Source organism: Bacillus sp. ILBB4 (assembly GCF_035064545.1).
In the GTDB taxonomy this organism is placed as follows: Bacteria; Bacillota; Bacilli; order Bacillales; family Bacillaceae_H; genus Priestia.
Genome location: NZ_JAIQVD010000001.1, coordinates 1,125,681 through 1,148,344 on the forward strand (window position 1 = coordinate 1,125,681; position 22,664 = coordinate 1,148,344).

Annotated in this window: 22 protein-coding genes, 1 riboswitch and 1 other annotated feature; of the genes, 8 read left to right on the top strand and 14 right to left on the bottom strand. The window is 39.7% G+C overall.

The window, feature by feature from the left end:
* Position 1: 1 nt before the first annotated feature.
* Entirely contained in the window at positions 2-1,645 is a 1,644-nt protein-coding gene (locus LAV82_RS05940) for a putative polysaccharide biosynthesis protein (protein ID WP_029319951.1), read from the bottom strand.
* Between the two features lie 210 nt (positions 1,646-1,855).
* Here LAV82_RS05940 and LAV82_RS05945 point away from each other — a divergent pair, with 210 nt between their 5' ends.
* Complete coding sequence (locus LAV82_RS05945; protein WP_013059520.1) at positions 1,856-3,127, top strand: BaiN/RdsA family NAD(P)/FAD-dependent oxidoreductase; 1,272 nt, start codon at positions 1,856-1,858, stop codon at positions 3,125-3,127.
* A 4-nt stretch (positions 3,128-3,131) separates the two neighbouring features.
* Here LAV82_RS05945 and LAV82_RS05950 read toward each other — a convergent pair whose 3' ends face one another.
* From LAV82_RS05950 to LAV82_RS05985, 8 genes are all read right to left on the bottom strand, one after another.
* On the bottom strand, positions 3,132-3,311 hold the full coding sequence (locus LAV82_RS05950; RefSeq protein WP_013059521.1) for a sporulation protein Cse60: 180 nt from the start codon (positions 3,309-3,311) through the stop codon (positions 3,132-3,134).
* Positions 3,312-3,828: 517 nt separating this feature from the next.
* Positions 3,829-4,140 carry a rhodanese-like domain-containing protein gene (locus LAV82_RS05955; protein WP_013059522.1) on the bottom strand — a complete coding sequence of 104 codons (312 nt, stop codon included), beginning with the start codon at positions 4,138-4,140 and terminating at the stop codon, positions 3,829-3,831.
* 239 nt (positions 4,141-4,379) lie between these two features.
* Positions 4,380-6,794 carry a leucine--tRNA ligase gene (leuS, locus tag LAV82_RS05960; RefSeq protein WP_499715730.1) on the bottom strand — a complete coding sequence of 805 codons (2,415 nt, stop codon included), beginning with the start codon at positions 6,792-6,794 and terminating at the stop codon, positions 4,380-4,382.
* 64 nt (positions 6,795-6,858) lie between these two features.
* Positions 6,859-7,077: a binding site (T-box leader), on the bottom strand.
* Between the two features lie 242 nt (positions 7,078-7,319).
* Positions 7,320-7,517 carry a hypothetical protein gene (locus tag LAV82_RS05965; RefSeq protein WP_029319942.1) on the bottom strand — a complete coding sequence of 66 codons (198 nt, stop codon included), beginning with the start codon at positions 7,515-7,517 and terminating at the stop codon, positions 7,320-7,322.
* A gap of 64 nt (positions 7,518-7,581) precedes the next feature.
* On the bottom strand, positions 7,582-8,904 hold the full coding sequence (locus LAV82_RS05970) for a GntP family permease (protein WP_029319940.1): 1,323 nt from the start codon (positions 8,902-8,904) through the stop codon (positions 7,582-7,584).
* Between the two features lie 157 nt (positions 8,905-9,061).
* A complete protein-coding gene (locus LAV82_RS05975; protein WP_029319939.1) occupies positions 9,062-10,249 on the bottom strand; it encodes an MDR family MFS transporter in 1,188 nt (395 codons plus the stop codon).
* A 158-nt stretch (positions 10,250-10,407) separates the two neighbouring features.
* Positions 10,408-10,563, bottom strand: a complete 156-nt coding sequence (locus LAV82_RS05980; RefSeq protein WP_013059527.1) for a hypothetical protein — start codon at positions 10,561-10,563, stop codon at positions 10,408-10,410.
* Between the two features lie 12 nt (positions 10,564-10,575).
* Complete coding sequence (locus LAV82_RS05985) at positions 10,576-10,839, bottom strand: YtzC family protein (protein WP_013059528.1); 264 nt, start codon at positions 10,837-10,839, stop codon at positions 10,576-10,578.
* A gap of 169 nt (positions 10,840-11,008) precedes the next feature.
* Between LAV82_RS05985 and mnmL the strand changes: the two genes are divergently transcribed.
* Both mnmL and mnmM read left to right on the top strand, forming a co-directional pair.
* The gene (gene mnmL, locus LAV82_RS05990; protein ID WP_499715731.1) at positions 11,009-11,971 is read left to right on the top strand and encodes a tRNA modification radical SAM protein MnmL/YtqA; all 963 of its coding nucleotides are present in this window, start codon (positions 11,009-11,011) and stop codon (positions 11,969-11,971) included.
* Complete coding sequence (gene mnmM, locus LAV82_RS05995; protein ID WP_211077204.1) at positions 11,968-12,537, top strand: tRNA 5-(aminomethyl)-2-thiouridylate-methyltransferase MnmM; 570 nt, start codon at positions 11,968-11,970, stop codon at positions 12,535-12,537. Before mnmL ends, mnmM begins: the two co-directional genes overlap by 4 nt.
* A 12-nt stretch (positions 12,538-12,549) precedes the next feature.
* Here the strand turns inward: mnmM and tbcS are convergent, their stop codons facing one another.
* Together tbcS and LAV82_RS06005 are read right to left on the bottom strand one after the other, a co-directional pair.
* A complete protein-coding gene (tbcS, locus tag LAV82_RS06000) occupies positions 12,550-13,608 on the bottom strand; it encodes a tetraprenyl-beta-curcumene synthase (RefSeq protein WP_013059531.1) in 1,059 nt (352 codons plus the stop codon).
* 31 nt (positions 13,609-13,639) lie between these two features.
* Positions 13,640-14,416, bottom strand: coding sequence for an alpha/beta fold hydrolase (locus LAV82_RS06005; protein ID WP_013059532.1), 777 nt, complete (start codon positions 14,414-14,416; stop codon positions 13,640-13,642).
* A gap of 107 nt (positions 14,417-14,523) precedes the next feature.
* Between LAV82_RS06005 and LAV82_RS06010 the strand changes: the two genes are divergently transcribed.
* From LAV82_RS06010 to LAV82_RS06020, 3 genes are all read left to right on the top strand, one after another.
* Positions 14,524-15,051, top strand: coding sequence for a gamma carbonic anhydrase (locus tag LAV82_RS06010; RefSeq protein ID WP_013059533.1), 528 nt, complete (start codon positions 14,524-14,526; stop codon positions 15,049-15,051).
* A 191-nt stretch (positions 15,052-15,242) separates the two neighbouring features.
* Positions 15,243-15,767: a phosphatase PAP2 family protein gene (locus tag LAV82_RS06015; protein WP_025601494.1), complete on the top strand. Its 525-nt coding sequence runs from the start codon at positions 15,243-15,245 to the stop codon at positions 15,765-15,767.
* An 18-nt stretch (positions 15,768-15,785) separates the two neighbouring features.
* Positions 15,786-16,931, top strand: coding sequence for a glycosyltransferase family 4 protein (locus LAV82_RS06020; RefSeq protein WP_013059535.1), 1,146 nt, complete (start codon positions 15,786-15,788; stop codon positions 16,929-16,931).
* A 31-nt stretch (positions 16,932-16,962) separates the two neighbouring features.
* On the opposite strand, the gene metK is transcribed toward LAV82_RS06020, so the two are convergent.
* Positions 16,963-18,165 carry a methionine adenosyltransferase gene (gene metK / locus LAV82_RS06025; RefSeq protein WP_013059536.1) on the bottom strand — a complete coding sequence of 401 codons (1,203 nt, stop codon included), beginning with the start codon at positions 18,163-18,165 and terminating at the stop codon, positions 16,963-16,965.
* 132 nt (positions 18,166-18,297) lie between these two features.
* Positions 18,298-18,415: riboswitch (SAM riboswitch) on the bottom strand.
* A 374-nt stretch (positions 18,416-18,789) separates the two neighbouring features.
* Here metK and pckA point away from each other — a divergent pair.
* On the top strand, positions 18,790-20,379 hold the full coding sequence (pckA, locus tag LAV82_RS06030) for a phosphoenolpyruvate carboxykinase (ATP) (protein WP_499715732.1): 1,590 nt from the start codon (positions 18,790-18,792) through the stop codon (positions 20,377-20,379).
* 34 nt (positions 20,380-20,413) lie between these two features.
* Here the strand turns inward: pckA and LAV82_RS06035 are convergent, their stop codons facing one another.
* Together LAV82_RS06035 and LAV82_RS06040 are read right to left on the bottom strand one after the other, a co-directional pair.
* A complete protein-coding gene (locus tag LAV82_RS06035; protein ID WP_013085261.1) occupies positions 20,414-20,656 on the bottom strand; it encodes a DUF2584 domain-containing protein in 243 nt (80 codons plus the stop codon).
* 54 nt (positions 20,657-20,710) lie between these two features.
* The gene (locus LAV82_RS06040) at positions 20,711-21,493 is read right to left on the bottom strand and encodes an alpha/beta hydrolase family protein (protein ID WP_013085262.1); all 783 of its coding nucleotides are present in this window, start codon (positions 21,491-21,493) and stop codon (positions 20,711-20,713) included.
* Between the two features lie 172 nt (positions 21,494-21,665).
* On the opposite strand from LAV82_RS06040, the gene LAV82_RS06045 reads away from it, so the two are divergent.
* Positions 21,666-22,664, top strand: coding sequence for an ABC transporter substrate-binding protein (locus LAV82_RS06045; protein ID WP_013085263.1), 999 nt, complete (start codon positions 21,666-21,668; stop codon positions 22,662-22,664).

Consider the following 22,664-nt stretch of genomic DNA (forward strand, 5'->3'; position numbering starts at 1 on the left):
CTTAGGCACTGCGCTGTTTATTTCGGCGCAGTATCTTTCGTTCAATTGCACCTGTTACCCTCGCTCCCATTACTTTTTCAAGCAGGCTTGAACGATAGGTGATAATAAAGTAAATAATGCCGCCTACTGCTGCTCCTATAATCGTAATAACAGTGGCAGAGAATCGTCCTGGCGTTGTAAACAGACCAATCACTGCTGCGACAATTTTTACGCTGATTCCCATAATCGCAACAAAAATGAGAATAAGCACAGAGCGTTTTATAAACTCACTGTAGTTATATTTTGCGTGTTTTTGAATAAGCGCAAACATATAAACAAGAGATACGATATAGCCTAGTGCTGTCGCTAAAACTGAACCAATCTCGTGGAACATAAGAATAAATGGAACGTTCACGACAATTTTCACAATCAATCCAAATAATAGACTTAAAACAGCATATTTTTGTTTGTTGATTCCTTGTAAAATAGCTCCATTAACCGTAAAAAATGAGAACAATAAAGCTACCGGTGCATAGTAAAGCAAGACATTTCCACCCGCATCGGATGCATCTGTTCCAAAGAAAAACGTATAGGCTGGGCCAGCTAAAGCCATTAATCCTACAGATGCTGGCAGCACAAGAAACATAATCGTTTGATATGTTTGATCAATTTGCTTTTGCAGTACGTTATAATCTTTATTCACAAAGGAACGTGTAATCGTTGGTACAAGAGTCAAACCGAACGCAGTAGCTAATGAAACGGGAATCATCACAAGCTTTGGAACATAAGACTGAACAATTCCGTTCATTGACTCTGCTATTTCTTTTTGTCCAGCCGCTACCATCGCACGGTTAAATGTGAATTGGTCCACATACTGATAAAGCGGAATAGCCAAGCTGACAAAGACATATGGCAATGAATACGTAAGCAGCTCTTTAAAAATGGATACGGTTGAAATACGCGTAGGCGTTACCGTCTGCTCGTTCACCATTTTATCAAGATAAGGCTTTCGTTTTTTCCAATACCAAATTAATACAGCCAGTCCAGCAAGAGCTCCTACAAAAGCCCCCATCGTAGCAAATCCAACGGCTAATGCAAGACTTCCATGGACAACTTTGATGACGATATAGGTAGATGCCAATAAAAAGACAACCCGCACAAGCTGTTCAACTACTTGTGAAACAGCTGTTGGTCCCATAGACTGGTGACCTTGGAAAAATCCTCGCATTAAACTCATCATCGGTACTACAATTAACGCAACACTAACCATTCGCATAACCATTACTACATCTTCTAAGGAGTTATTTAAATCAGAACCTCCCAGTGTAATTCTAGACATAACAGGAGCTAACGAATATAAAAGTAAAAATGCAAGTATTCCTGTGACAAGCATTAATTTCATGCCGGCCCGGTACATTCTTCTACTCGTATAGTAATCACCGAGTGCATTATATTTTGATACAAATTTCGATACCGCCATTGGCATACCGGCTGTAGCAATACTTAAATAAATAGCATATTGGTTATATCCGTAACCAAACAGTGCTCCCCCTACGGTTCCAACAAGGATCGCAAATGGAAATAAATAAATCATTCCCAAGATTCGGGATACATAGGTGCCAAGCGTTAGCACAAAGGTCCCTCTTAACAATTTTGAATCAGACATACGTTTGCCTCCGATACTTAATGTTACATAATGATAATAATGATAGAATTGAAAAGAAGCAAGTGACAGTATACACTAAGAAAGGTCTTATACTCACTCGCACTCGTCAACAAACTAAAAAACAAAGACTATAGCCCATTTTATCCAATGTTGAGAGATTTGTCAGTGAACAAACTAAAATTTTTTAAGAATAGACAGGTTGGTGAAAGTATGATATATGATGTAGTCGTAATCGGAGGAGGACCTTCTGGTTTGATGGCATCGATTGCAGCTGGTGAGTCAGGTGCAAACGTATTATTAATTGATAAAGGCAATAAACTTGGACGAAAGCTTGCCATTTCTGGAGGCGGACGCTGTAATGTGACAAACCGTCTTCCCATTGATGAACTTATTAAACACATTCCAGGAAACGGACGCTTTTTATACAGTGCGTTTTCTGTTTTTAATAACGAAGATATCATCTCTTATTTTGAAGGCCTTGGAATTAAATTAAAAGAAGAAGATCACGGTCGTATGTTTCCGGTCAGCAATAAAGCGCAATCTGTTGTTGACGCATTAATTAGCGAACTTCACCGTCTTCGTGTGACGATTCGCACAAACACAGCCGTTAAACGCGTAAACTATGAGAATAACACGGTAAAAGAAGTTGTGCTTCAAAACGGGGAAGCAATCCAAACGAAAAGCGTTGTGATTGCAGTAGGTGGAAAATCAGTACCTCATACAGGTTCGACAGGAGACGGTTATCAATGGGCAAAAGATGCGGGGCATAAAATTACTGAACTTTACCCAACAGAAGTTCCTATTACATCTAGCGAACACTTTATTAAAACCAAAACGCTTCAAGGTCTATCGCTTCGCAATGTAGGACTAAGCGTGCTTAATAAAAAAGGCAAACCTGTCATTACTCATCAAATGGATATGATTTTCACTCACTTTGGCATCTCTGGCCCTGCCGCTCTTCGCTGCAGCCAATATGTTGTTAAAGAGTTAAAGAAACAAAAAAGCAACACTGTTCAAATGTCTCTTGATTTATTTCCTAGCCAAAACGAAGAAGATATTTTCCAACAATTAGTCAGAACAACAAAAGAAGAGCCGAAAAAAGCAATTAAAAATGTCTTAAAAGGTTTTGTATCTGAACGCTATCTATTGTTTTTACTCGAGCAAGCAGGCATTGATAGCCAAGCGCTAGCAGGACAGCTTCAGCATGAGAAACTGAGAGAATTTGCAAGACTGTGCAAACGATTTGAATTTGCTGTAAACGGCACGCTTTCTTTAGAAAAAGCATTCGTAACAGGAGGTGGCGTATCCGTTAAAGAAATTCACCCAAAAGAAATGTCTTCGAAATTTATGCAAGGCCTTTACTTCTGCGGGGAAATTCTTGATATCCACGGATATACTGGAGGATACAATATCACTTCTGCTCTTGTAACAGGCCGTTTGGCTGGCAGTAATGCAGGAGAATTTGCAACAAGCCTAGCATAATATGCTAGGCTTTATACATCACCATGGCTGAAAAACAGTACACCTGCTCATCACGATCAACATCCACTGTCACTTGGTATTTAATATCAACGACGTCTTCATCCTCTAATTTCCGTAAAAATCGATTCACCGCAAATTCTAAATCTTTTTCATGCTCTTTATCAAACATTTTTACTTGTATCACAGCTTCTACCACCTTGTCCTATCAAATTTGTTTCAATCAGAATGGACTGTTTCTCTTGATGATGGTTTTTGTACGGATTTTCAATCTCTTACTACCTCTATTTTTATGAGGGCTTTTATAGATTTAGTCATCATTTGTTTTCCTGCTATCATTTTAGTCGGATGGCAGAAGTTTCATTCAAAAAAGAGGTTGAGACATAACTAAATTAATTCAATCTAAAGACGAACAAATGGGATACATGAGCTGAACCGCTTGTAACACGGCAGTCGATTTCCTTGCAAGAATTCGCTTTCCGCGGGCGGCCGGTGAGCCTCCTCCTCGCTTGCGCTCCTGGGGGGCTCACCTGTTCCGCTTTTCTCGCAGGAGTCGTCGCCTTGCCTTCCAATCAACTGCTAGAAGAAACGAAACAAATAAAACCTATGTTCACCATAACAAAAAAAATGAACCACTAATCAAACATGTTGATCAATGGTTCATTTTTCACTTCAGCTAAGATACTTTTGTCTCAGCCTCTTTTTTATTTATTAACCGTTTTTCCTTCCCACTCTAACATACCGCCAGCCATATTTGTTACTTTATATCCTTGTTCTTGAAGGTAGTAACATACGTTTTCACTGCGGCGGCCCGAACGGCAAATGAAAATATATTCTTTGTCTTTATCGAAATAATCCACATTAGCTGGAATATCATTCATACGAATGTGTTTAGCAGTTGGAATCATTCCTTCTGCTACTTCTTCATCTTCGCGCACATCAACTAAATGAAGTTCTTCTCCATTTTCAACACGTTTTTGAAGTTCTTCAGGCGTAATTACTTTTACTTCTTCCATCTTCGTCATTCCTCTCTATTCTTTCATTCAGCTTGCTATCGCTATTGTAGCAAATTCAAATACCTTTATGCCACAAAATAAGAAAAGCTTAAGCAGCAAGCCTGCCTAAGCTTTTCCAATCGTAGTTAAAGATTTAACTAAGCGCCTGATGTTAACCCGAAAGGCGGACATCAGGCGCTTAGGTCTAGAACAGAACCCCTGACAGCTCTTTAGTCAGGAGTTCTGTTCTACATCAATACTTAATTAGCTACGATGTTTACTAATTTACCAGGCACAGCAATCACTTTGCGCACTGTCTTACCTTCAATGAACTCTTTAACATCTTCATTAGCCATTGCAATATCTTGAAGCTCTTCACGAGATGCCTCAGCAGGTACGTTTACTTTCGCACGTACTTTACCGTTAATTTGAACGACAATTTCCACTTCATCATCTACAAGTTTCGCTTCGTCAAACGCAGGCCAAGCCTCATATGAAATTGTATCTTCGTGACCTAGTTTGCTCCATAATTCCTCAGTCGTATGAGGACAAATTGGTGCTAATAGCTTCACAAATCCTTCTACGTATTGCTTTGGCAGCACGTCAACTTTGTATGCATCATTGATGAATACCATAAGCTGGGAGATACCTGTATTAAAACGGAGGCCTTCGTAATCTTCCGTTACTTTTTTCACCGTTTGGTGATACACGCGTTCAAGCGTAGTGTCATTGCTTTCTTGAACCTTGCTGCTTAATTCACCGTTATCGTCAACAAGTAAGCGCCATACACGATCTAAGAAACGGCGTGCACCATCAAGCCCTTTTGTTGACCAAGCGATTGATGCATCTAAAGGCCCCATGAACATTTCATAAAGGCGAAGCGTATCTGCTCCGTGGCTTTCTACGATCTCGTCTGGGTTTACAACGTTACCTTTTGACTTACTCATTTTTTCGTTGTTTTCTCCAAGAATCATACCTTGGTTAAACAGTTTTTGGAACGGCTCTTTTGTTGGAACTACGCCGATATCATATAAAAACTTATGCCAGAAACGAGCATATAATAAGTGAAGAACAGCGTGTTCAGCTCCACCGATATAAATATCAACCGGCAACCATTCTTTTAATTTATCTGCATCTGCTAACGCTTCACTGTTTGTCGGATCAATGTAGCGTAAGTAATACCAGCAGCTGCCTGCCCATTGAGGCATTGTATTTGTTTCGCGGCGCCCTTTTTTGCCTGTTTCCGGATCTACAACTTTCACCCAGTCATCAATGTTTGCTAACGGAGATTCACCTGTGCCTGACGGTTTGATTTCAGTCGTTTTTGGTAACACAAGCGGAAGCTGATCTTCAGGAACTGCAGTCGTTGTGCCATCTTCCCAGTGGATAACAGGAATTGGTTCACCCCAGTAGCGCTGACGACTGAATAACCAGTCACGCAGACGGTATGTTACTTGTTTTTCACCTTTTTCATTTGCTTGAAGCCACTGAATCATATTTGAAATTGCTTCTTCTTTATCTAAACCATTTAAGAAGTCTGAATTAACGTGCTCGCCGTCGCCTGTATAAGCTTCTTTTGAAACGTCTCCGCCCGCTACTACTTCTTTAATAGGCAGTTCAAATTTAACAGCAAATTCATAATCACGCTCATCATGAGCCGGAACAGCCATAATTGCACCGGTGCCATAGCTCATTAGAACATAGTCAGCAATCCAAATTGGCATTCTCTCGCCGTTTACAGGGTTAATTGCATAAGCACCAGTGAATACGCCAGTTTTGTCTTTGGCTAAGTCTGTACGTTCTAAATCGCTTTTGCTTTTAATTTGATCTAAATACGCTTCTACTGCTTCTTTTTGTTCGGCTGTTGTAATTTTTTCCACAAACGGATGTTCAGGTGCTAAAACGGCATACGTTGCCCCAAATAGCGTGTCAGGACGCGTTGTGAACACAGTAAACGTGTCGTCGTATCCATCGATTGTGAAGTGCACGTGAGCTCCTTCAGAGCGGCCAATCCAGTTGCGCTGCATTTCTTTAATACTTTCTGGCCAATCAAGCTCATCTAAATCTTCTAGTAAACGATCTGCATAAGCTGTGATTTTAAGCATCCACTGCTTCATTGGACGACGCTCAACCGGATGTCCCCCACGCTCACTTTTGCCGTCAATCACTTCTTCGTTCGCAAGTACTGTTCCTAGAGCAGGACACCAGTTAACAGCTACTTCATCCACATAAGCTAAGCCCTTTTTATATAGCTGTAAGAAAATCCACTGCGTCCATTTGTAGTAGTTTGGATCAGTTGTATTAATTTCTCGCTCCCAATCGTAAGAGAAACCTAACGATTTGATTTGACGACGGAAATTATTAATGTTAAGTTCAGTGAATTCAGCCGGGTCGTTTCCTGTATCTAATGCATACTGTTCAGCAGGTAGTCCGAATGCATCCCATCCCATCGGATGAAGTACATTGTATCCTTGCATACGCTTCATACGAGATAAAATATCCGTTGCTGTATAACCTTCTGGATGCCCAACGTGTAAACCAGCGCCAGATGGATAAGGGAACATATCTAATGCGTAAAACTTACGCTTTCCTTCATCTTCTGTTGTTCTAAATGTTTTATTTTCTTCCCAAACTTTTTGCCATTTTTGTTCGATCTTTTCATGATTAAAAGCCATACATAATCCTCCTTGTACGCTCCAGCTGTATTTAATTAAACTAAAAAACCCCTCATCCCTCAAACAAAGGGACGAGAGGTTGAATAAACTTCCCGCGGTACCACCCAAATTAGCACAATTATGTACTCACTCATTTTCCTTAACGCGGATAGACGGCAAATGTTACTTTACTTCACATTTACAACTCCAAGGTGAGTTCATGAACGCTCGTTTGCTGACTCGCACCAACCGTCAACTCTCTTAGCTCGCTTCGTTCACTACTATTCCTTATCATAGTTTTTACATCATACTACCTTGTATTGTAAATAATATGTTCGTAAACTGCAAGTTGTTCAACGGATTTTGTAAAAGTTTCTGCACTGCAGCACTGCTTTGTTGCTAAATCCTCTCTTTCATTCTTATATATGAACAACTTCTCCCAAAAACATACATCCACGGCCAAACAAAAAAGGATTGAGACATAATTAAATCAATCCAATTTAAAGACGAACAAATGGGATAAATGCGCTAGTATGAATCTCTTGGTTACACCACTGTTGATTTCCGTGCAAGACTTCTCTTTCCGCGGGCAGCCGATGAGCCTCCTCGTTGCTTACACTCATGCGGGGTCTCACCTATTTCAGGAGTCTTTGTCTTTGTCTTTCCCTCCACTCCACAGCTAGAAGCACCTAAACAAATGAAACCTACGTGCACCATAAACATGAAAAAATCCGAACGATTCATCGTTCGGATCTTCCTTCAACTAAAATACTTTTATTCCTGTCCCTGCTTCCTTTAGCTGCTATTATTAAATGCCCAATCCAAAAGAAAACAGGATAATCGCAAGTACAAGACCAACAAGCGGCACAATCACCGTCATTGCTGCAACTGATCCATACGCATCTTTATGAGTTTCTCCGCAAATAGAATTAATTGTTGTTACGACATAACCATTATGAGGCAAGGAATCTAATACTCCAGAGGAAATAGCTACTACGCGATGGAGAGCTTCTGGATTTACACCAGCATCTAGATAGTGAGGCGCTAAAATTGGCAAAGCAATCGCCTGACCTCCTGAAGCCGAACCTGTCATCCCCGCGATAACACTCACGGCAATAGCTCCCCCAATCAACGGACTTCCTGGAATATGCGTCATGGCATCTACAGCCACTCCAAACGCGGGAACAGCCTTAGCAACTCCTCCAAAACCTACGACAGCGGCTGTATTCCCAATAGCAATTAACGCACCCAGCGTTCCTTCTGAAGCTGCATTCCAAAATCCTTTAAAATGCTTTCGGTTCACAATATAAGTGACAATGATCCCGCTTAAAAGTGCGACAATCAACGCAGATTGCTGAAGTGGCTTATGAAGTGCAAAAGAAATAATGAGCACGACCACAAGCGGAAGCAAACTTAATAAAGGATTAGGAAGAGACTGATTTTCCGTTACTACTGGATCTTTCTCGCGTGATATAAAACGCTCTCCATTTTTAACTGCTTTTGAAATCAAGCGCTTTAACCACCAGTAGCCGAATACAGCCATCACTACTGCTACAACTAAACTAACTTCCCATCCTGCATACGGACTAGTCTTCAAATATTCAATTGGAATCCAGTTTTGGATTTCAGGCGACCCAGCTGAGGTCATCGTAAACGTAACTGAACCGAATGCTAAAGCAGCAGGGATAAACCGCCTCGGCAAATCGGCTTGTTTGAATAAGCTTAAAGCCATTGGATAGACAGAGAATGCTACTACAAACAGACTGACTCCTCCGTATGTTAAGACCGCACAGGCAAGGACAATCGCCAACACTGCTCTTTTCATTCCTAGTTTACTAACAATCCAGCGAGAAACACTATCAGCAGCCCCGCTGTCTTCCATCACTTTTCCAAAGACGGCGCCCAATAGAAACATTAAATACCAAGAAGCAATAAATCCTGTGAAACCAGACATGTAATTTCCAACAAAATTTGCTTCTCCTTCTTTCACCAGCTGCGGAAATAAAGGCATTCCGCTTGTTAACGCAACAACTAAAGCACTGAGCGGACCTGCTATAAATAAATTCATGCCTCTCATCGTTAGTACAATGAGCAGCAATAACCCTCCAATTAATCCAATCATACTAAGCATGTTCTAGCCCCCCATGAAGTCATATAATTAGAAAACGCTTACATATTTACAGGTATATACTCCTTTCTTTGCTTGTCACAACCCTTACTATATTATTAAAGGAATACTGAAGACATTCCTACGTTTATTTAACAGTCAAAAATAAAACCACCTCTATTTATTTAGAGATGGTTAATGAACGCTGACGTTTTTCTTTTAATTTATAATCGTATATCCATGTTGTACACATGCTGAATAGCAATAGCCCAATTAATAAATAGCACAGCGTAGACATATTAAACGCATCGAAAATAACGCCTCCAAAGAGAGGACCAATCATTTTACCTGCAGTAGCCATGCTGTTAACTACGCCTTGATAAAATCCCTCTTTTCCAGATGGAGCCAACTGACTTGCAACAGCTGGAATGGCTGGCCAAACGAACATTTCTCCAATTGTTAACACAACCATTGCTGTTAAGAACTGCGGAAATGTTGTAGCATTCACCACGATAACAAAAGAAGCCACAAAAATAACCGTTCCAATTAGGACCTGTACTTTTAACGTTTTTGCTACTTTTTGAATGATGGGTACGATCAAAGGCTGACCGACTACAATTAAAATCCCGTTAATCGTCCAAAGCAAACTGTAGCTAGAAAGAGGTATATTCAGCTCACGCGTATGCGTAGCAATCGTTGTTTGCCACTGAACATACGCAACCCAGCATAAGACATACCCCGTACATAAAATAAGAAGAGCAGTCAGCTTCGTTTTATGCCCAATGCTCCCTGCTTCATTAAGGACATTCGTTTGTCCAACGGTAACCGAAATATGACGATATGAAAAAATAGCAATAAGCAGAAAAATAACGTATAAAATTGTATTAGCTAAGAAAATATACGTAAATGAATAAGACGCTACAATGCCCCCTACCGCGGCGCCAATAGCTACTCCTGCATTTTGAGCAACGTACATCGCATTAAATGCTTTTCTTCCGCCTTGTGGCCAAACGGACCCTGCCATTGCATACATAGATGGAAACACAATACCAGATCCAAACCCTACAACAACCAAGAGAACAACGTATGTAGGCCAACCATGGAAAAACACGAGTCCCACTAATGCAATAAGAGTAATAATAATTCCTGATAAAATGGATTTATATCCTCCGATTTTGTCAAAAAGAGTTCCTCCAAGCAAATTTCCTACTACGCTTGCAGCAGAATTCAGCATAAGAACAACTCCTGCGACGGATAACGACTTTCCTAAATGTTCATTTATATAAATGGTATTGAGAGGCCATAAAAATGAAGCTCCCGTTACGTTTACAAGCATACCAATAATCAAAAACCAAAGTGATTTGGGCATTGATCTCCCCCCTATCTATTCGAATGCCAACGTACATTCTAGTCTTTTCTTAAAGGGTTCGCAATGCTTTTACATATAGACAATTTATTTGAAATTCGCTGACTATTTAAAAAGGTGATTTCACATGACAATATCATGCAAAATCACCTTTTTACCGCTTACTTTTGCTTCGAACGAACCGGTTGTGCACGCTTGCTGTTTCGTGCTTTTAATTCTTTTACTGGATCAAAATCTTTTCCTAGCTCAATGTCATTGCTGTTGATCCCGTTTTTTGTTTTTTGTTCCGGATTATTTTGATTTGAACGCGTTGCCATAAAATCCTCTCCTTAATGCTGAGTTGTGATCAATTTATTTTGCAGCTGCTGAACTTGCAGGCGCATGCGATATAGCTGCTCTCTTTGCTGTGCATTTGCACTGTGAGAAAACTCTTCAATTTCTTTATAAGCATTTTCTAATTTTTCCTGTGCTTTTGTATATTCAGTGTCGTTATAATGTTCTTGCTTCATGCCTTCCTGCAACTGGCCTTGTCCAAAGCGAATAGCATCTTCACACTGTTGCATAAGTTGATCCACTGCTTGACGAGTTGTCATTCTCTATTCCTCCTATTCGTTCATTTCTGTCTTATTTTGCGCAACTTTACTTCCCTTTACGACAAGAAGAACCTGTTAAATATAAGCATCCTTAAATTTGTTTGGCACTTTTTCACGTTTTTGATACAATTTGTTGATGTATATTGCATGTAAAAAGGAGGTTGCTGATTTGAATCAGACAAACCCGTTTCCGTATAAATCTGAAAACAAACGTTATCATACCTGGAATTACCACTTACGTAACCACTTTGGCCATAAGGTATTTAAAGTAGCCTTAGATGGAGGATTTGATTGTCCAAACAGAGATGGCACAGTAGCTCACGGCGGCTGTACGTTTTGCAGTGCTGCCGGTTCGGGGGATTTTGCCGGAAACAGAGCGGATGACCTTGTGATACAATTTAATGAAATCCGTGAAAAAATGCATCATAAATGGAAAGACGGAAAATACGTTGCTTACTTTCAAGCATTTACTAATACTCATGCTCCTGTCGAGGAGCTTCGTGAAAAATATGAAGCCGTCTTAAAGCTTCCCGGAGTTGTTGGGCTTTCTATCGCCACGCGCCCTGACTGTCTCCCCGACGATGTGGTGGAATACTTGGCTGAATTAAATGAACGAACTTATCTATGGGTAGAACTTGGACTGCAAACTGTTCATGAACGAACTTCACTGCTTATCAACCGGGCACACGATCATCAGTGCTATGTAGATGGCGTAGCAAAGCTCAGAAAACACGGTATTCGCGTTTGTTCTCACATCATTAATGGTTTGCCTTTAGAAACACCTGATATGATGATGGAAACGGTACGTGAAGTAGCAAAATTAGACGTTCAAGGAATTAAGATTCATCTGCTTCATTTACTAAAAGGAACTCCTATGGTCAAACAGTATGAAAAGGGCCTTGTTGAATTTCTTTCATTTGAAGAATATGTAAAGCTTGTATGCGATCAGCTCGAAGTAATCCCTCCTGAGATGATTGTTCATCGTATTACAGGCGATGGACCGATAGACCTCATGGTTGGACCGATGTGGAGCGTAAATAAGTGGAGCGTATTAAATGCCATTGATCAAGAGCTCGAACGTCGTCAAAGCTATCAAGGAAAATCTTATGAAAAAGAGTTGATGGAGAGATGAAAATAGAACGTATCCTGCCTTTTGCCCGCACATTGCTCATTAATGCTGTGGCTCAAGGAGATGTCGCGATTGATGCCACAGCAGGAAATGGACATGATACATTGTTCTTAGCTAACTTAGTCGGAGATACAGGTCATGTATATGGATTTGATATTCAACCTCAAGCCATTCAAGCAACTCAGCAGCGATTGACAGAACACCATGTAGAAAACAGAGTAACACTTATCCAAGAAAGCCATAGCAATATAAACATGCTTCCTCGTTCTATTAAAGGACGAGTCAAGGGCGCTGTCTTTAATTTAGGTTATTTACCAGGTGGAGATAAAGACATTGTCACCACTTCTGAAACAACAATCTCTGCAATTGAGCAGTTACTTGATTTGTTAGCAGCTGAAGGAGTGATTGTGCTCGTTATTTATCATGGACACGAACAAGGGAAACAAGAAAGAGACGATTTACTAACGTATGTCCAAAATCTTGATCAAAAAGACGTTCACGTTTTACAATATCGTTTCATGAATCAGCAAAACAACCCTCCCTTCATCATTGCTATTGAAAAAAGATAAGCCGCATATGGCTTATCTTTTTAACATTCGGTACAAGCGTCCGTTGATATAGAAAAAGTAGCTGAGGGCTCCCCCCGCTTTTATTAACCTACGTGCATTCACATGAACATGTTTTTGTGCCCGCACTTTTTGATCCGACAAATAAACGCCCAAGAGTCCTTTATAGATAAAGCAGTGAAAGTGATAATCCGGCAGTTTTTTAGCATATTCGTCCGCTTTTACGACAAAATGCAAAAAGCGATCCATCATTTGCTGATAATGAGGATAATAAAAACAAAAGTTCAAATCTCCTCCTGCTTTATCTTCTTCTTGGTCAATTAAATAATCGAGTAAAATATGTAAGCCTTGAATATAAGGAAAATATCCTGCTTTTATTTTCTGCGTCATTTCTTCGGTCATCTCTTCTTGAAAGCTATAAGCAACTAAACAAAAAATTCCTAACGTTGAACCAGAGCACGCTGAAAATTCATACCACTCCATTTCAGGAACACTGTGCCTGTGAGCATCGAACCAATTCTCTAATCGTGGAACTCTTTCCTTGATTTCAACATGCTTATGTATTTGCAAATCACAATAATAATTAGCTAGTTCTAATAAATGTGAAGAGACTATATGGTAATTACAAGCTTTTCGCAAGGACTGCTGACAAGTCTGGACAAGTCCGGCTAAGTATCCTCCGTCGTCTTTATCCGCTCGAAAACGATAGTAATCCCCAAGAGGTGCATGAGGAGTCAACGCATCTGGCATCGATTCATGTAAGGCGGCAAAATCTTTAGGGTCTAGCGAATTGCTGCGGTCACATAAGTTATCTAAGTAATCGCTGATTGTTTGGTAGGCAACAATAAATTTCACGCATTCAATCATGTTTTCTTTCGCTAAAATCGATAGGATACCGCCTCCTTCACAATGAAAAGTTTTTGTATCGATACTTGCCAATGCTTGAGTACGCAATTCTTTATTAGGAATCTCTTTTGCTCGTTCGCGCCAATGATTAAGCTCATGATGAACGACAGGAAACACTTCTCGATAAATTTTTCTCATTAATGAAATAGGATGAGACGGAATCTTCATTTATTTTCACCTCAATTTCTTACCGCACTTATTAAATGTGAAGATCGACAAAACTTTTCGCATATGTAAAAACGTATTCTCTTTCAGGCTCATTAAAGATTTCGTGATACAGCTGAGACCATTCTTTGTAGATTTTTTCACTTAGCTCTATTTCATCAAACCACTGCCTAACAATCAGCTTTTCAATAATTTTATCTTCTCCTGCCTGCATCACAAGAAGCGGGACATCAGGCAAACGATCGATATCTTTAAAAGCTAAGTTGACAGCTTGGATCAATTCCCGGTACCATCTTACAGAAACTTTTGTAACATACAGTGAGTCATTTTCATCTTCATCTCGAACTTCTTGGTTTCTTGTTGCTTTTTCAACAGTGAGACCTAAATCGAAAAGTTTGTTCGGCATGACTTTATTTAACCCTTTAGATAGCATATCTAAATAAGCCGGTACTTGCTCTTTTAATCCTAGACAAGGAGAGGAAAGAATCGCACCCCATATAGGGAGGTTTTTTGTCTGGAGCGTACGAATAACCGCCAGTCCTCCCATACTGTGACCTAACAGGAAAATAGGCAAATCATATTTTTGCGCTTCACGTACCCATTCTTCCACTTCATACACATATTCATCAAAGGATAGGATATGTCCTCTTCTTCTTGTTGTTAAGCCTTGGCCAGGAAGGTCTCCCATAATTACGTGCATTCCAACCGAACGCCACATCTCAATCAGCCAGCGATAGCGTCCGTGATGCTCCGCTGCTCCATGGACCATGACAATAACGCCTTTTGGATTTACTGCTTCCCATTTATGCATTTGAGTTACTCCTTCTTCCTTTTTTTGTTTACCTGCTTAAAAAACCTTTGTACACTTACATTAGAAGATTTACTACTTTTTTTCAACTAATAAAGGGAGATGATTTGATGATTTATCCGTATAAAGAAAAAATGCCTACCATTGCACCCAGCTGCTTCATCGCAGACTATGTCACGATTACTGGAGATGTCACCATTGGTGAAGAAAGCAGCATTTGGTTTAACACTGTTATTAGAGGAGATGTTTCACCTACGATTATTGGTAAACGAGTAAATATACAAGATCAATCAACACTCCATCAAAGCCCAAATGCTCCATTGCTTATTGAGGATGATGTGACAGTAGGACATCAAGTTATTTTACATAGCTCCATCATCCGCAAACGCGCGCTCATTGGCATGGGTTCTATTATTTTAGACGGTGCAGAAATTGGTGAAGGTGCTTTTGTCGGTGCTGGAAGCTTAGTGCCTCCCGGTAAAAAAATACCACCTAATACTCTCGCACTCGGCCGACCTGCTAAAGTGATCCGCACTCTGACAGAAGAGGATTTAAAAGATATGCAGCGCATTCGTACAGAATATGTAGAAAAAGGGCAGTATTATAAGTCTATTAAGAAATCTGATTCTTCATTATAAAGGAAACGTTCCCTCAGAAAGTCACACTGAGGGAATTTTTTTAGTATCTCCACAAACTCTCCAATCATGTTCTATTCTCTCCACAATTGTAAAGAAATTTCCATATTAATTTACATCGTTTTAGTACTGCCTCCACAATTAAAGATTAAACTGAATAATAAAGACGTATTTATTGAAAAGGGAGCGACTCTATGAAAGCCAAGTTAATTCAGTATGTATACGATGCCGAATGCCGATTATTCAAAAGCGTAAACCAACATTTTGATCGAAAGCACTTAAATAGATTTTTACGTTTACTAACTCACGCCGGAGGAGCCACTTTTACCATTGTGATAGCGTGCTTGCTTCTATTTCTGTATCCTTCATCCGTCGCTTACGCTTGTGCGTTTTCTCTAGCCGTTAGTCATATTCCAGTCGCCATTGCTAAAAAACTATATCCGAGAAAACGACCTTATATTCAATTAAAACATACAAAAGTGTTAGAAAATCCATTAAAAGATCATTCATTTCCATCTGGGCATACAACAGCTATTTTTTCGTTGGTTACCCCTCTTATGATTGTTTATCCAGCCTTCGCTGCTGTTCTTTTGCCTCTTGCAGTAATGGTAGGAATTTCAAGAATTTATCTTGGCCTGCACTATCCGACAGATGTCATGGTAGGTCTGATACTGGGCATCTTTTCGGGTGCTGTTTCACTGAACATATTTTTAACTTAATTGATAGGAGGAGTACTAATGAGAATTGCTTTATTTACGGATACATTTGCTCCAGAAGTTAACGGAGCTGCTAAAACACTTTATCAGTTTACTCAGTACGTCAAATCAAAGCAAATTCCCATCCAGGTATTTGCTCCTGAATTTGCTCATGATCAGTCATTTTCAACGTATGTTCACCGTTCGCCCAGCATGCCGTTTTTCCTTTATCCAAACAGCCGCTTTTCATTGCCAAACGTTCTAAAAATTAAAAAGCAGCTGCAGGCATTCAATCCTTCTATTATTCATTTGGCCACTCCTTTTACAATGGGGCTTTGCGGCTCCTATTACGGGAAAAGATTAGGTGTTCCTCTTGTCGGCTCTTATCATACCAATTTTGATGATTATTTATCTCACTATGAACTTGAAAAAATGCGTGTACCACTGCAAAAATATATGAAATGGTTTTATAAACCTGTACAAAAAATATTCGCTCCCTCTGAAGTGACCAAACAGCAGCTAGAAGAACAAGGGTTTCACAACGTAGATATTTGGTCGCGAGGAGTAAATCATAAATTATTTCATCCCCACTATGACCGCTTTGATATTCGTATTAAATATAATATAAAAAAACCCTACATTTTAACGTATGTAGGAAGATTAGCTAAAGAAAAAAACGCTGATTTTTTAATAAAAATCGCACGATCTCTACCTGATCATATCCGCCATCAAATTCACTGGGTTATTGTGGGAGACGGCCCTTTAAAAGAACAAATGCAGCAGCAAGCATCTGAGCATATGACATTTACAGGCTTCCTTGAAGGTAAGCAACTTGCTCATATCTATTCATCATCTGATTTGTTTGTTTTTCCTTCAGAAACAGAAACCTTCGGAAATGTTGTACTGGAATCTCTTGCTTCTGGAACTCCTGTAGTGGCAGCAAATGCAGGAGGAGTTAAACAGATGGTTCAGCACGGGCGAAACGGCTACCTTTGCAAACCTCACTCCTTAGAAGAATTCAGTTCGGCTATTACAGATTTACTCGATGATTTGCATCAGCGTCTTCACTTTGGCCATGCAGCGAGACAATACGCTCTTACTCAATCATGGGACGCCATTTTTCAGCATTTGCTTTCAGAATATGAAAGTGTCGTAGAAAAATCTGCTGCAGGTATTCAATGGGCATAAAAAAATCTCCGTTTTCACGGAGATTTTTTTATTATTTAGCTAAAGCTTGAGTTTTTAATGCTTCCGCTTTGTCTGTGAACTCCCAAGGAAGCTCCACATCCGTACGACCAAAGTGGCCGTAAGCTGCTGTTTGCTTATAAATTGGGCGACGTAAATCAAGCATTTTAATGATGCCTGCTGGACGTAGGTCAAAGTTTTTGCGTACTACGTCTACTAGTACTTCTTCAGAAACTTTTCCTGTACCGAATGTATCAATTGAAATAGATACTGGTTGTGCAACACCAATTGCATATGCTAGTTGTACTTCACATTTATCGGCAAGATCAGCTGCTACAATGTTTTTCGCAACATAACGAGCTGCATAAGCTGCTGAACGGTCTACTTTTGTTGCGTCCTTACCAGAGAATGCACCGCCGCCGTGACGAGCATATCCGCCGTAAGTATCAACGATAATTTTACGACCAGTTAAACCAGCATCTCCTTGAGGACCGCCGATTACGAAACGTCCTGTTGGGTTAATGAAATACTTTGTATTTTCATCAATTAACTCGTTTGGAACAACTGGATTAATAACATATTCTTTTAAGTTACGTTGAATTTGCTCTAACGTTACTTCTGGGTGATGCTGGGTTGAAATAACAATTGTATCGATGCGAACAGGTTTGTTGTTTTCATCATATTCAACTGTTACTTGTGTTTTACCATCCGGGCGAAGGTAAGGAAGAATTTCTTCTTTACGTACTTCTGTTAGACGGCGAGCAAGTTTATGAGCTAATGAAATTGGAAGAGGCATTAATTCTTTTGTTTCGTTACATGCATAACCAAACATTAACCCTTGGTCTCCAGCTCCGATTGCTTCGATTTCTTCATCTGACATTTGACCTTCACGTGCTTCTAACGCTTGGTCTACACCAGCAGCGATATCAGCTGACTGCTCGTCGATAGATGTTAATACTGCACAAGTTTCAGCATCAAATCCGTATTTTGCACGAGTATAGCCAATTCCTTTAATTGTTTCACGAACTGTTTTAGGAATATCCACGTAAGTAGAAGTTGTAATTTCACCACTTACTAAAACTAAACCAGTTGTTACGCTTGTTTCACAAGCAACACGAGCATTTGGATCCTTTGCTAGGATAGCATCAAGAATTGAGTCAGAAATTTGGTCACAAATTTTATCGGGATGTCCCTCTGTAACAGATTCTGACGTGAACAGACGACGTTGTGTTGACATCAGTTTTCCTCCTTATAAATACGATACATTGTGATACGGTACTCATTCCCTTATTTTCACTACACGTTAAAAAATATAAAAAAACCTTTCCTTGTATCGAGGAAAGGTATCAAATTCTACATAAGCCTTTCACTCTTATCGATCAAGGTTGTGCCCTTGCATCAGGTTAGCACCTTATCGTCTACACAAAAAAATGACGATGGTTGCTGGGTTTCATAGGGCCTGTCCCTCCACCAGCTCGGGATAAGAGAGTATCCGTTCAAGGACATATAATACATGAAAAAGCGCTTCACTGTCAACAACATTCAAATGGAAATCATCTCTTTATGTTTGAATGTGTTTTAATGTAACATACTCAAATTCCGAAATAGTACATCTTATTAAGAATCATCACTAAGTTTAGTTAATAAGACAGATCAAAATGAGGCTTTCACTTAAAATAGCTTCACTTTTTTTGCTCCTATCACATATACATGTGTCTAAAATAGGTATAACGTACATTTTTTTATAATACACAAACATTTTTAGTTAAATAGTATAGAATAATTAAATAAATGTGTTATACTAATTATAAATTTCAAACATTAATGAATAAATAATAGCTAAAAAAGGAAGGTAGTGCACATGAGTACTGTTGATATGTCTATCGAATTAAATGGTTTGCTTCAATTAAAAACAACAAAACACCAATTATCTGTTCCACAACTTGTTGAAAAAATTCTAGCTCGACGCGAAGGAACGCTGACTTCTACAGGTGCTGTGTCAGTCGAAACCGGAAAATATACAGGTCGCTCTCCTTTAGATAAATTTATTGTAAGCGATGCTGTGTCTTCAAAAACGGTTGAATGGGGACCTGTCAATCAGCCAATTTCTGCTCAGCGATTCGATGCGCTATACAAAAAAGTCTTAACCCACTTAAAGAAGCAGGATGAACTTTTTGTTTTTAATGGATATGCTGGAGCTGATAAAAAGTATCAGTTACCAATTCAAGTAGTTAATGAATTTGCATGGCATAACCTATTCGCTCAGCAGTTATTCATTCGCCCTTCAGCCGAACAAAAAACAAATGATGATATGAAGCCGTTTACAATTGTAGCAGCTCCAACGTTCAAAGCTGATCCTGAAACAGACGGGACGAATTCTGAAACCTTCATTATTCTTTCGTTAGAGCGACGCATTGTGCTAATTGGAGGAACTGAATACGCTGGTGAAATGAAAAAATCTATTTTCTCAGTGATGAACTTCTTGCTTCCTCAAAACAATATTCTATCCATGCACTGTTCTGCCAACGTAGGAGAAGAAGGTGACGTTGCATTATTCTTTGGTTTATCTGGAACGGGTAAAACAACGCTTTCTGCTGATGCAAACCGTCGTTTAATCGGAGATGACGAGCACGGTTGGTCAAGCTCTGGTGTATTTAATATTGAAGGAGGATGCTACGCGAAGTGCATTCAGCTTTCCGAAGAAAAAGAACCGCAAATTTTCAATGCAATTCGCTTCGGCGCCGTACTGGAAAATGTAGTGTTAAATCAAAATACGAAAGTAGCAGATTACAATGATAATAGTTTAACAGAGAATACTCGTGCCGCTTATTCAATTGACTCTATTGATAATACGGTATTGCCAAGCGTTGCTGGGCACCCTACAGCTATTGTCTTTTTAACTGCTGATGCTTTCGGCGTCTTGCCTCCAATCAGCAAGCTTACAAAAGAACAAGCGATGTACCATTTTCTGAGCGGATACACTAGTAAGTTAGCTGGAACAGAGCGCGGCGTAACATCGCCACAGGCTACTTTCTCTACATGCTTTGGTGAGCCTTTCTTACCTCTTGCTCCAACAACTTATGCAGAAATGCTAGGAAAGAAAATCGATGAACATAATGTAAATGTCTACCTTGTAAATACTGGATGGACCGGTGGTGAATACGGCGTCGGCGAACGAATGAAGTTAAGTTACACTCGAGCTATGGTTCAAGCAGCTCTTGAAGGAGAACTAGCTAATACCGAAACAGTAACAGACGCTATTTTTGGTTTATCGATTCCAACTCATGTTCCGGGAGTTCCTGATGAAGTGCTTCAGCCTTCTAAAGCATGGAACGATGCAACAGCTTATAATCAAAAAGCAACTGAGCTTGCTGCTAAATTCAAAGCTAATTTCAAGCGTTTTAATGATGTGGCATCTGATATTTCAACATTAGGCGGACCTAGGGTCTAATAAAAAACCGATCGTCTTAGAGACGATCGGTTTTTTAGTTAGTCGAATGTAATTTTGTCAGTTCATATGTGACAATGGTTTTTTCCTGCTCCATTTCTACCTTACGCACAACAGCAGTTCCAATACATTCTCCAGTTTTCGTTTTGTGAATGTTTAATGGAATATCTAACGGATACAAGCGATATCCTTTTTTCTCAATTTGAAAAATGTTATCCGTTACACGTTTTTCGTTGCCTTTTGTCACAATCATTGTATTTAATTCTAGCGGCATCCCCATTTTTTCTCACTCCTCACTGTTATTCTACTTGTTTTCTCTATCGTAGCATATCTTTTATTGCGCTTTCATCCACTTCGTTAACTTCTTCACCGTTTCTCGGTTTTCTTTTGGTGGAAAAGCATGTGGAAAGTTTTCGAAGTACCAGCTGGTAACTTTTTTATTGGACTTCTTTAATTTAGATTCGAGCTGATAGGAATGATCAATCGATACGTTTTTATCTTCTAAACCATGAATAAGCAAGACCGGCGGCTCGACGAGATGAGCACGATGCAAAGGTGTCCTCCATTCATATCTTTCAGGATATTTAGAAGGAGTTCCTCCAATCACTCGCTTCATCATTCTTCTTAAATCTTCTCTTTCTTCATATGTCAGCACCATATCCGTGACACCTCCCCATAACACAAGAGAGCGGCTGTCGTTTTTTTCAATGGCTGTGAGTAAAGCCATCACTCCCCCTCTTGAAAACCCAAAAATATGAATGCGGTCACGGTGGACGTTAGGGAGCTGTTTCAATAAATCGTAAGCAGCAAAAGCATCGTAACGATCATCTCCTGCAAAATCTTCGTTTCCTTCGCCTCCTTGATTTCCCCTATAGAACGGAGCCATCACAATAAAACCTTGAGAAGCAAATTGAATGAGTCGAGCAGGACGAACCGTTCCTACGTTCTTAATACCTCCTCTTAAGTATAAAAAGCCGTCATACATTCCTTTTTCTTTTGGCTCTGCGAGCATTCCTTTAATCTTAAGCCCTTGACATGCATATGTAATCACCCACAGCGCCACGCGAGGGTTTGATGATGGGAAACGCTGTTTATGAAGAATTGTTCCATCTTTCATTTTTTTCCTCCATTCTTTATATGACTGGTATATTTTTTCCCGCCACGGTGGACTTTCAATCGTTGGCTAATACTTCTTTGATTTTCCACATAGTTATGTAGGCACTCACCTTCTTCTACTTTCTTACATACATTATCATAAAATATTTTATTCTTTTAAGGAGGTTTGCTTTATGAAACCAATCAAATGGCTCTTTTCTTTGCTTGCTATTATGATTTTACTCATCCCAATAATTAGCTGCGGCAAAACAACATCTGTACAGACGGTTCGTGTCGGCGAAGTAACTCGCTCTATCTTTTATGCTCCCCAGTACGTTGCTATTTCAAAAGGCTTTTTTGAAGAAGAAGGACTAAAGGTAGATTTAAAAACAACGTGGGGCGGAGATAAGACAATGACGTCACTTTTATCTGACGGCATCGACGTCGCCTTAGTCGGCTCGGAAACTTCAATCTACGTATATGCACAGGGGTCTAGTGATCCCGTCATCAACTTTGCACAACTAACCCAAACCGACGGAACATTTCTAGTATCGCGTAAAAAGGTCGATCAATTCTCATGGGATCAGCTTAAAGGCAAAACGTTTCTTGGTCAACGTAAAGGCGGCATGCCGCAAATGGTAGGGGAATATGTGTTGAAACAGCATAATATTGATCCTAAAAAAGATGTAAAACTCGTTCAAAACATTGATTTTGCTAACGTTGCGAATGCTTTTGCTTCTGGTACTGGAGATTATGTTCAATTATTTGAGCCAACGGCTAGTATTTTAGAGCAACAAGGAAAAGGACATATCGTTGCTTCCTTCGGAAAAGAATCAGGAACAGTTCCTTATACAACATTTATGGCCAAAGAAAGCTATTTAAAAGATAACCCTGAAGCAGCGGCTAAATTTACTCGAGCTATTTACAAAGCACAAAAATGGGTGAATACACATAGCACAGATGAAATTGCCGAAGTGGTTGCACCGTATTTCGAAGATACTCCTAAAGAAACGCTGAAAACTGTTATTGACCGCTATAAATCTCAAAAATCCTTTGCAACTAACCCTTTATTAGATCAAAAAGAGTGGGATCATTTACAAAAAATCATGGACGAATCTGGAGAACTTCCAAGACACATCGATCACAACAAGCTAGTCAACACAAAATTCGCAAAAGATGCAATGAGTGAGTAA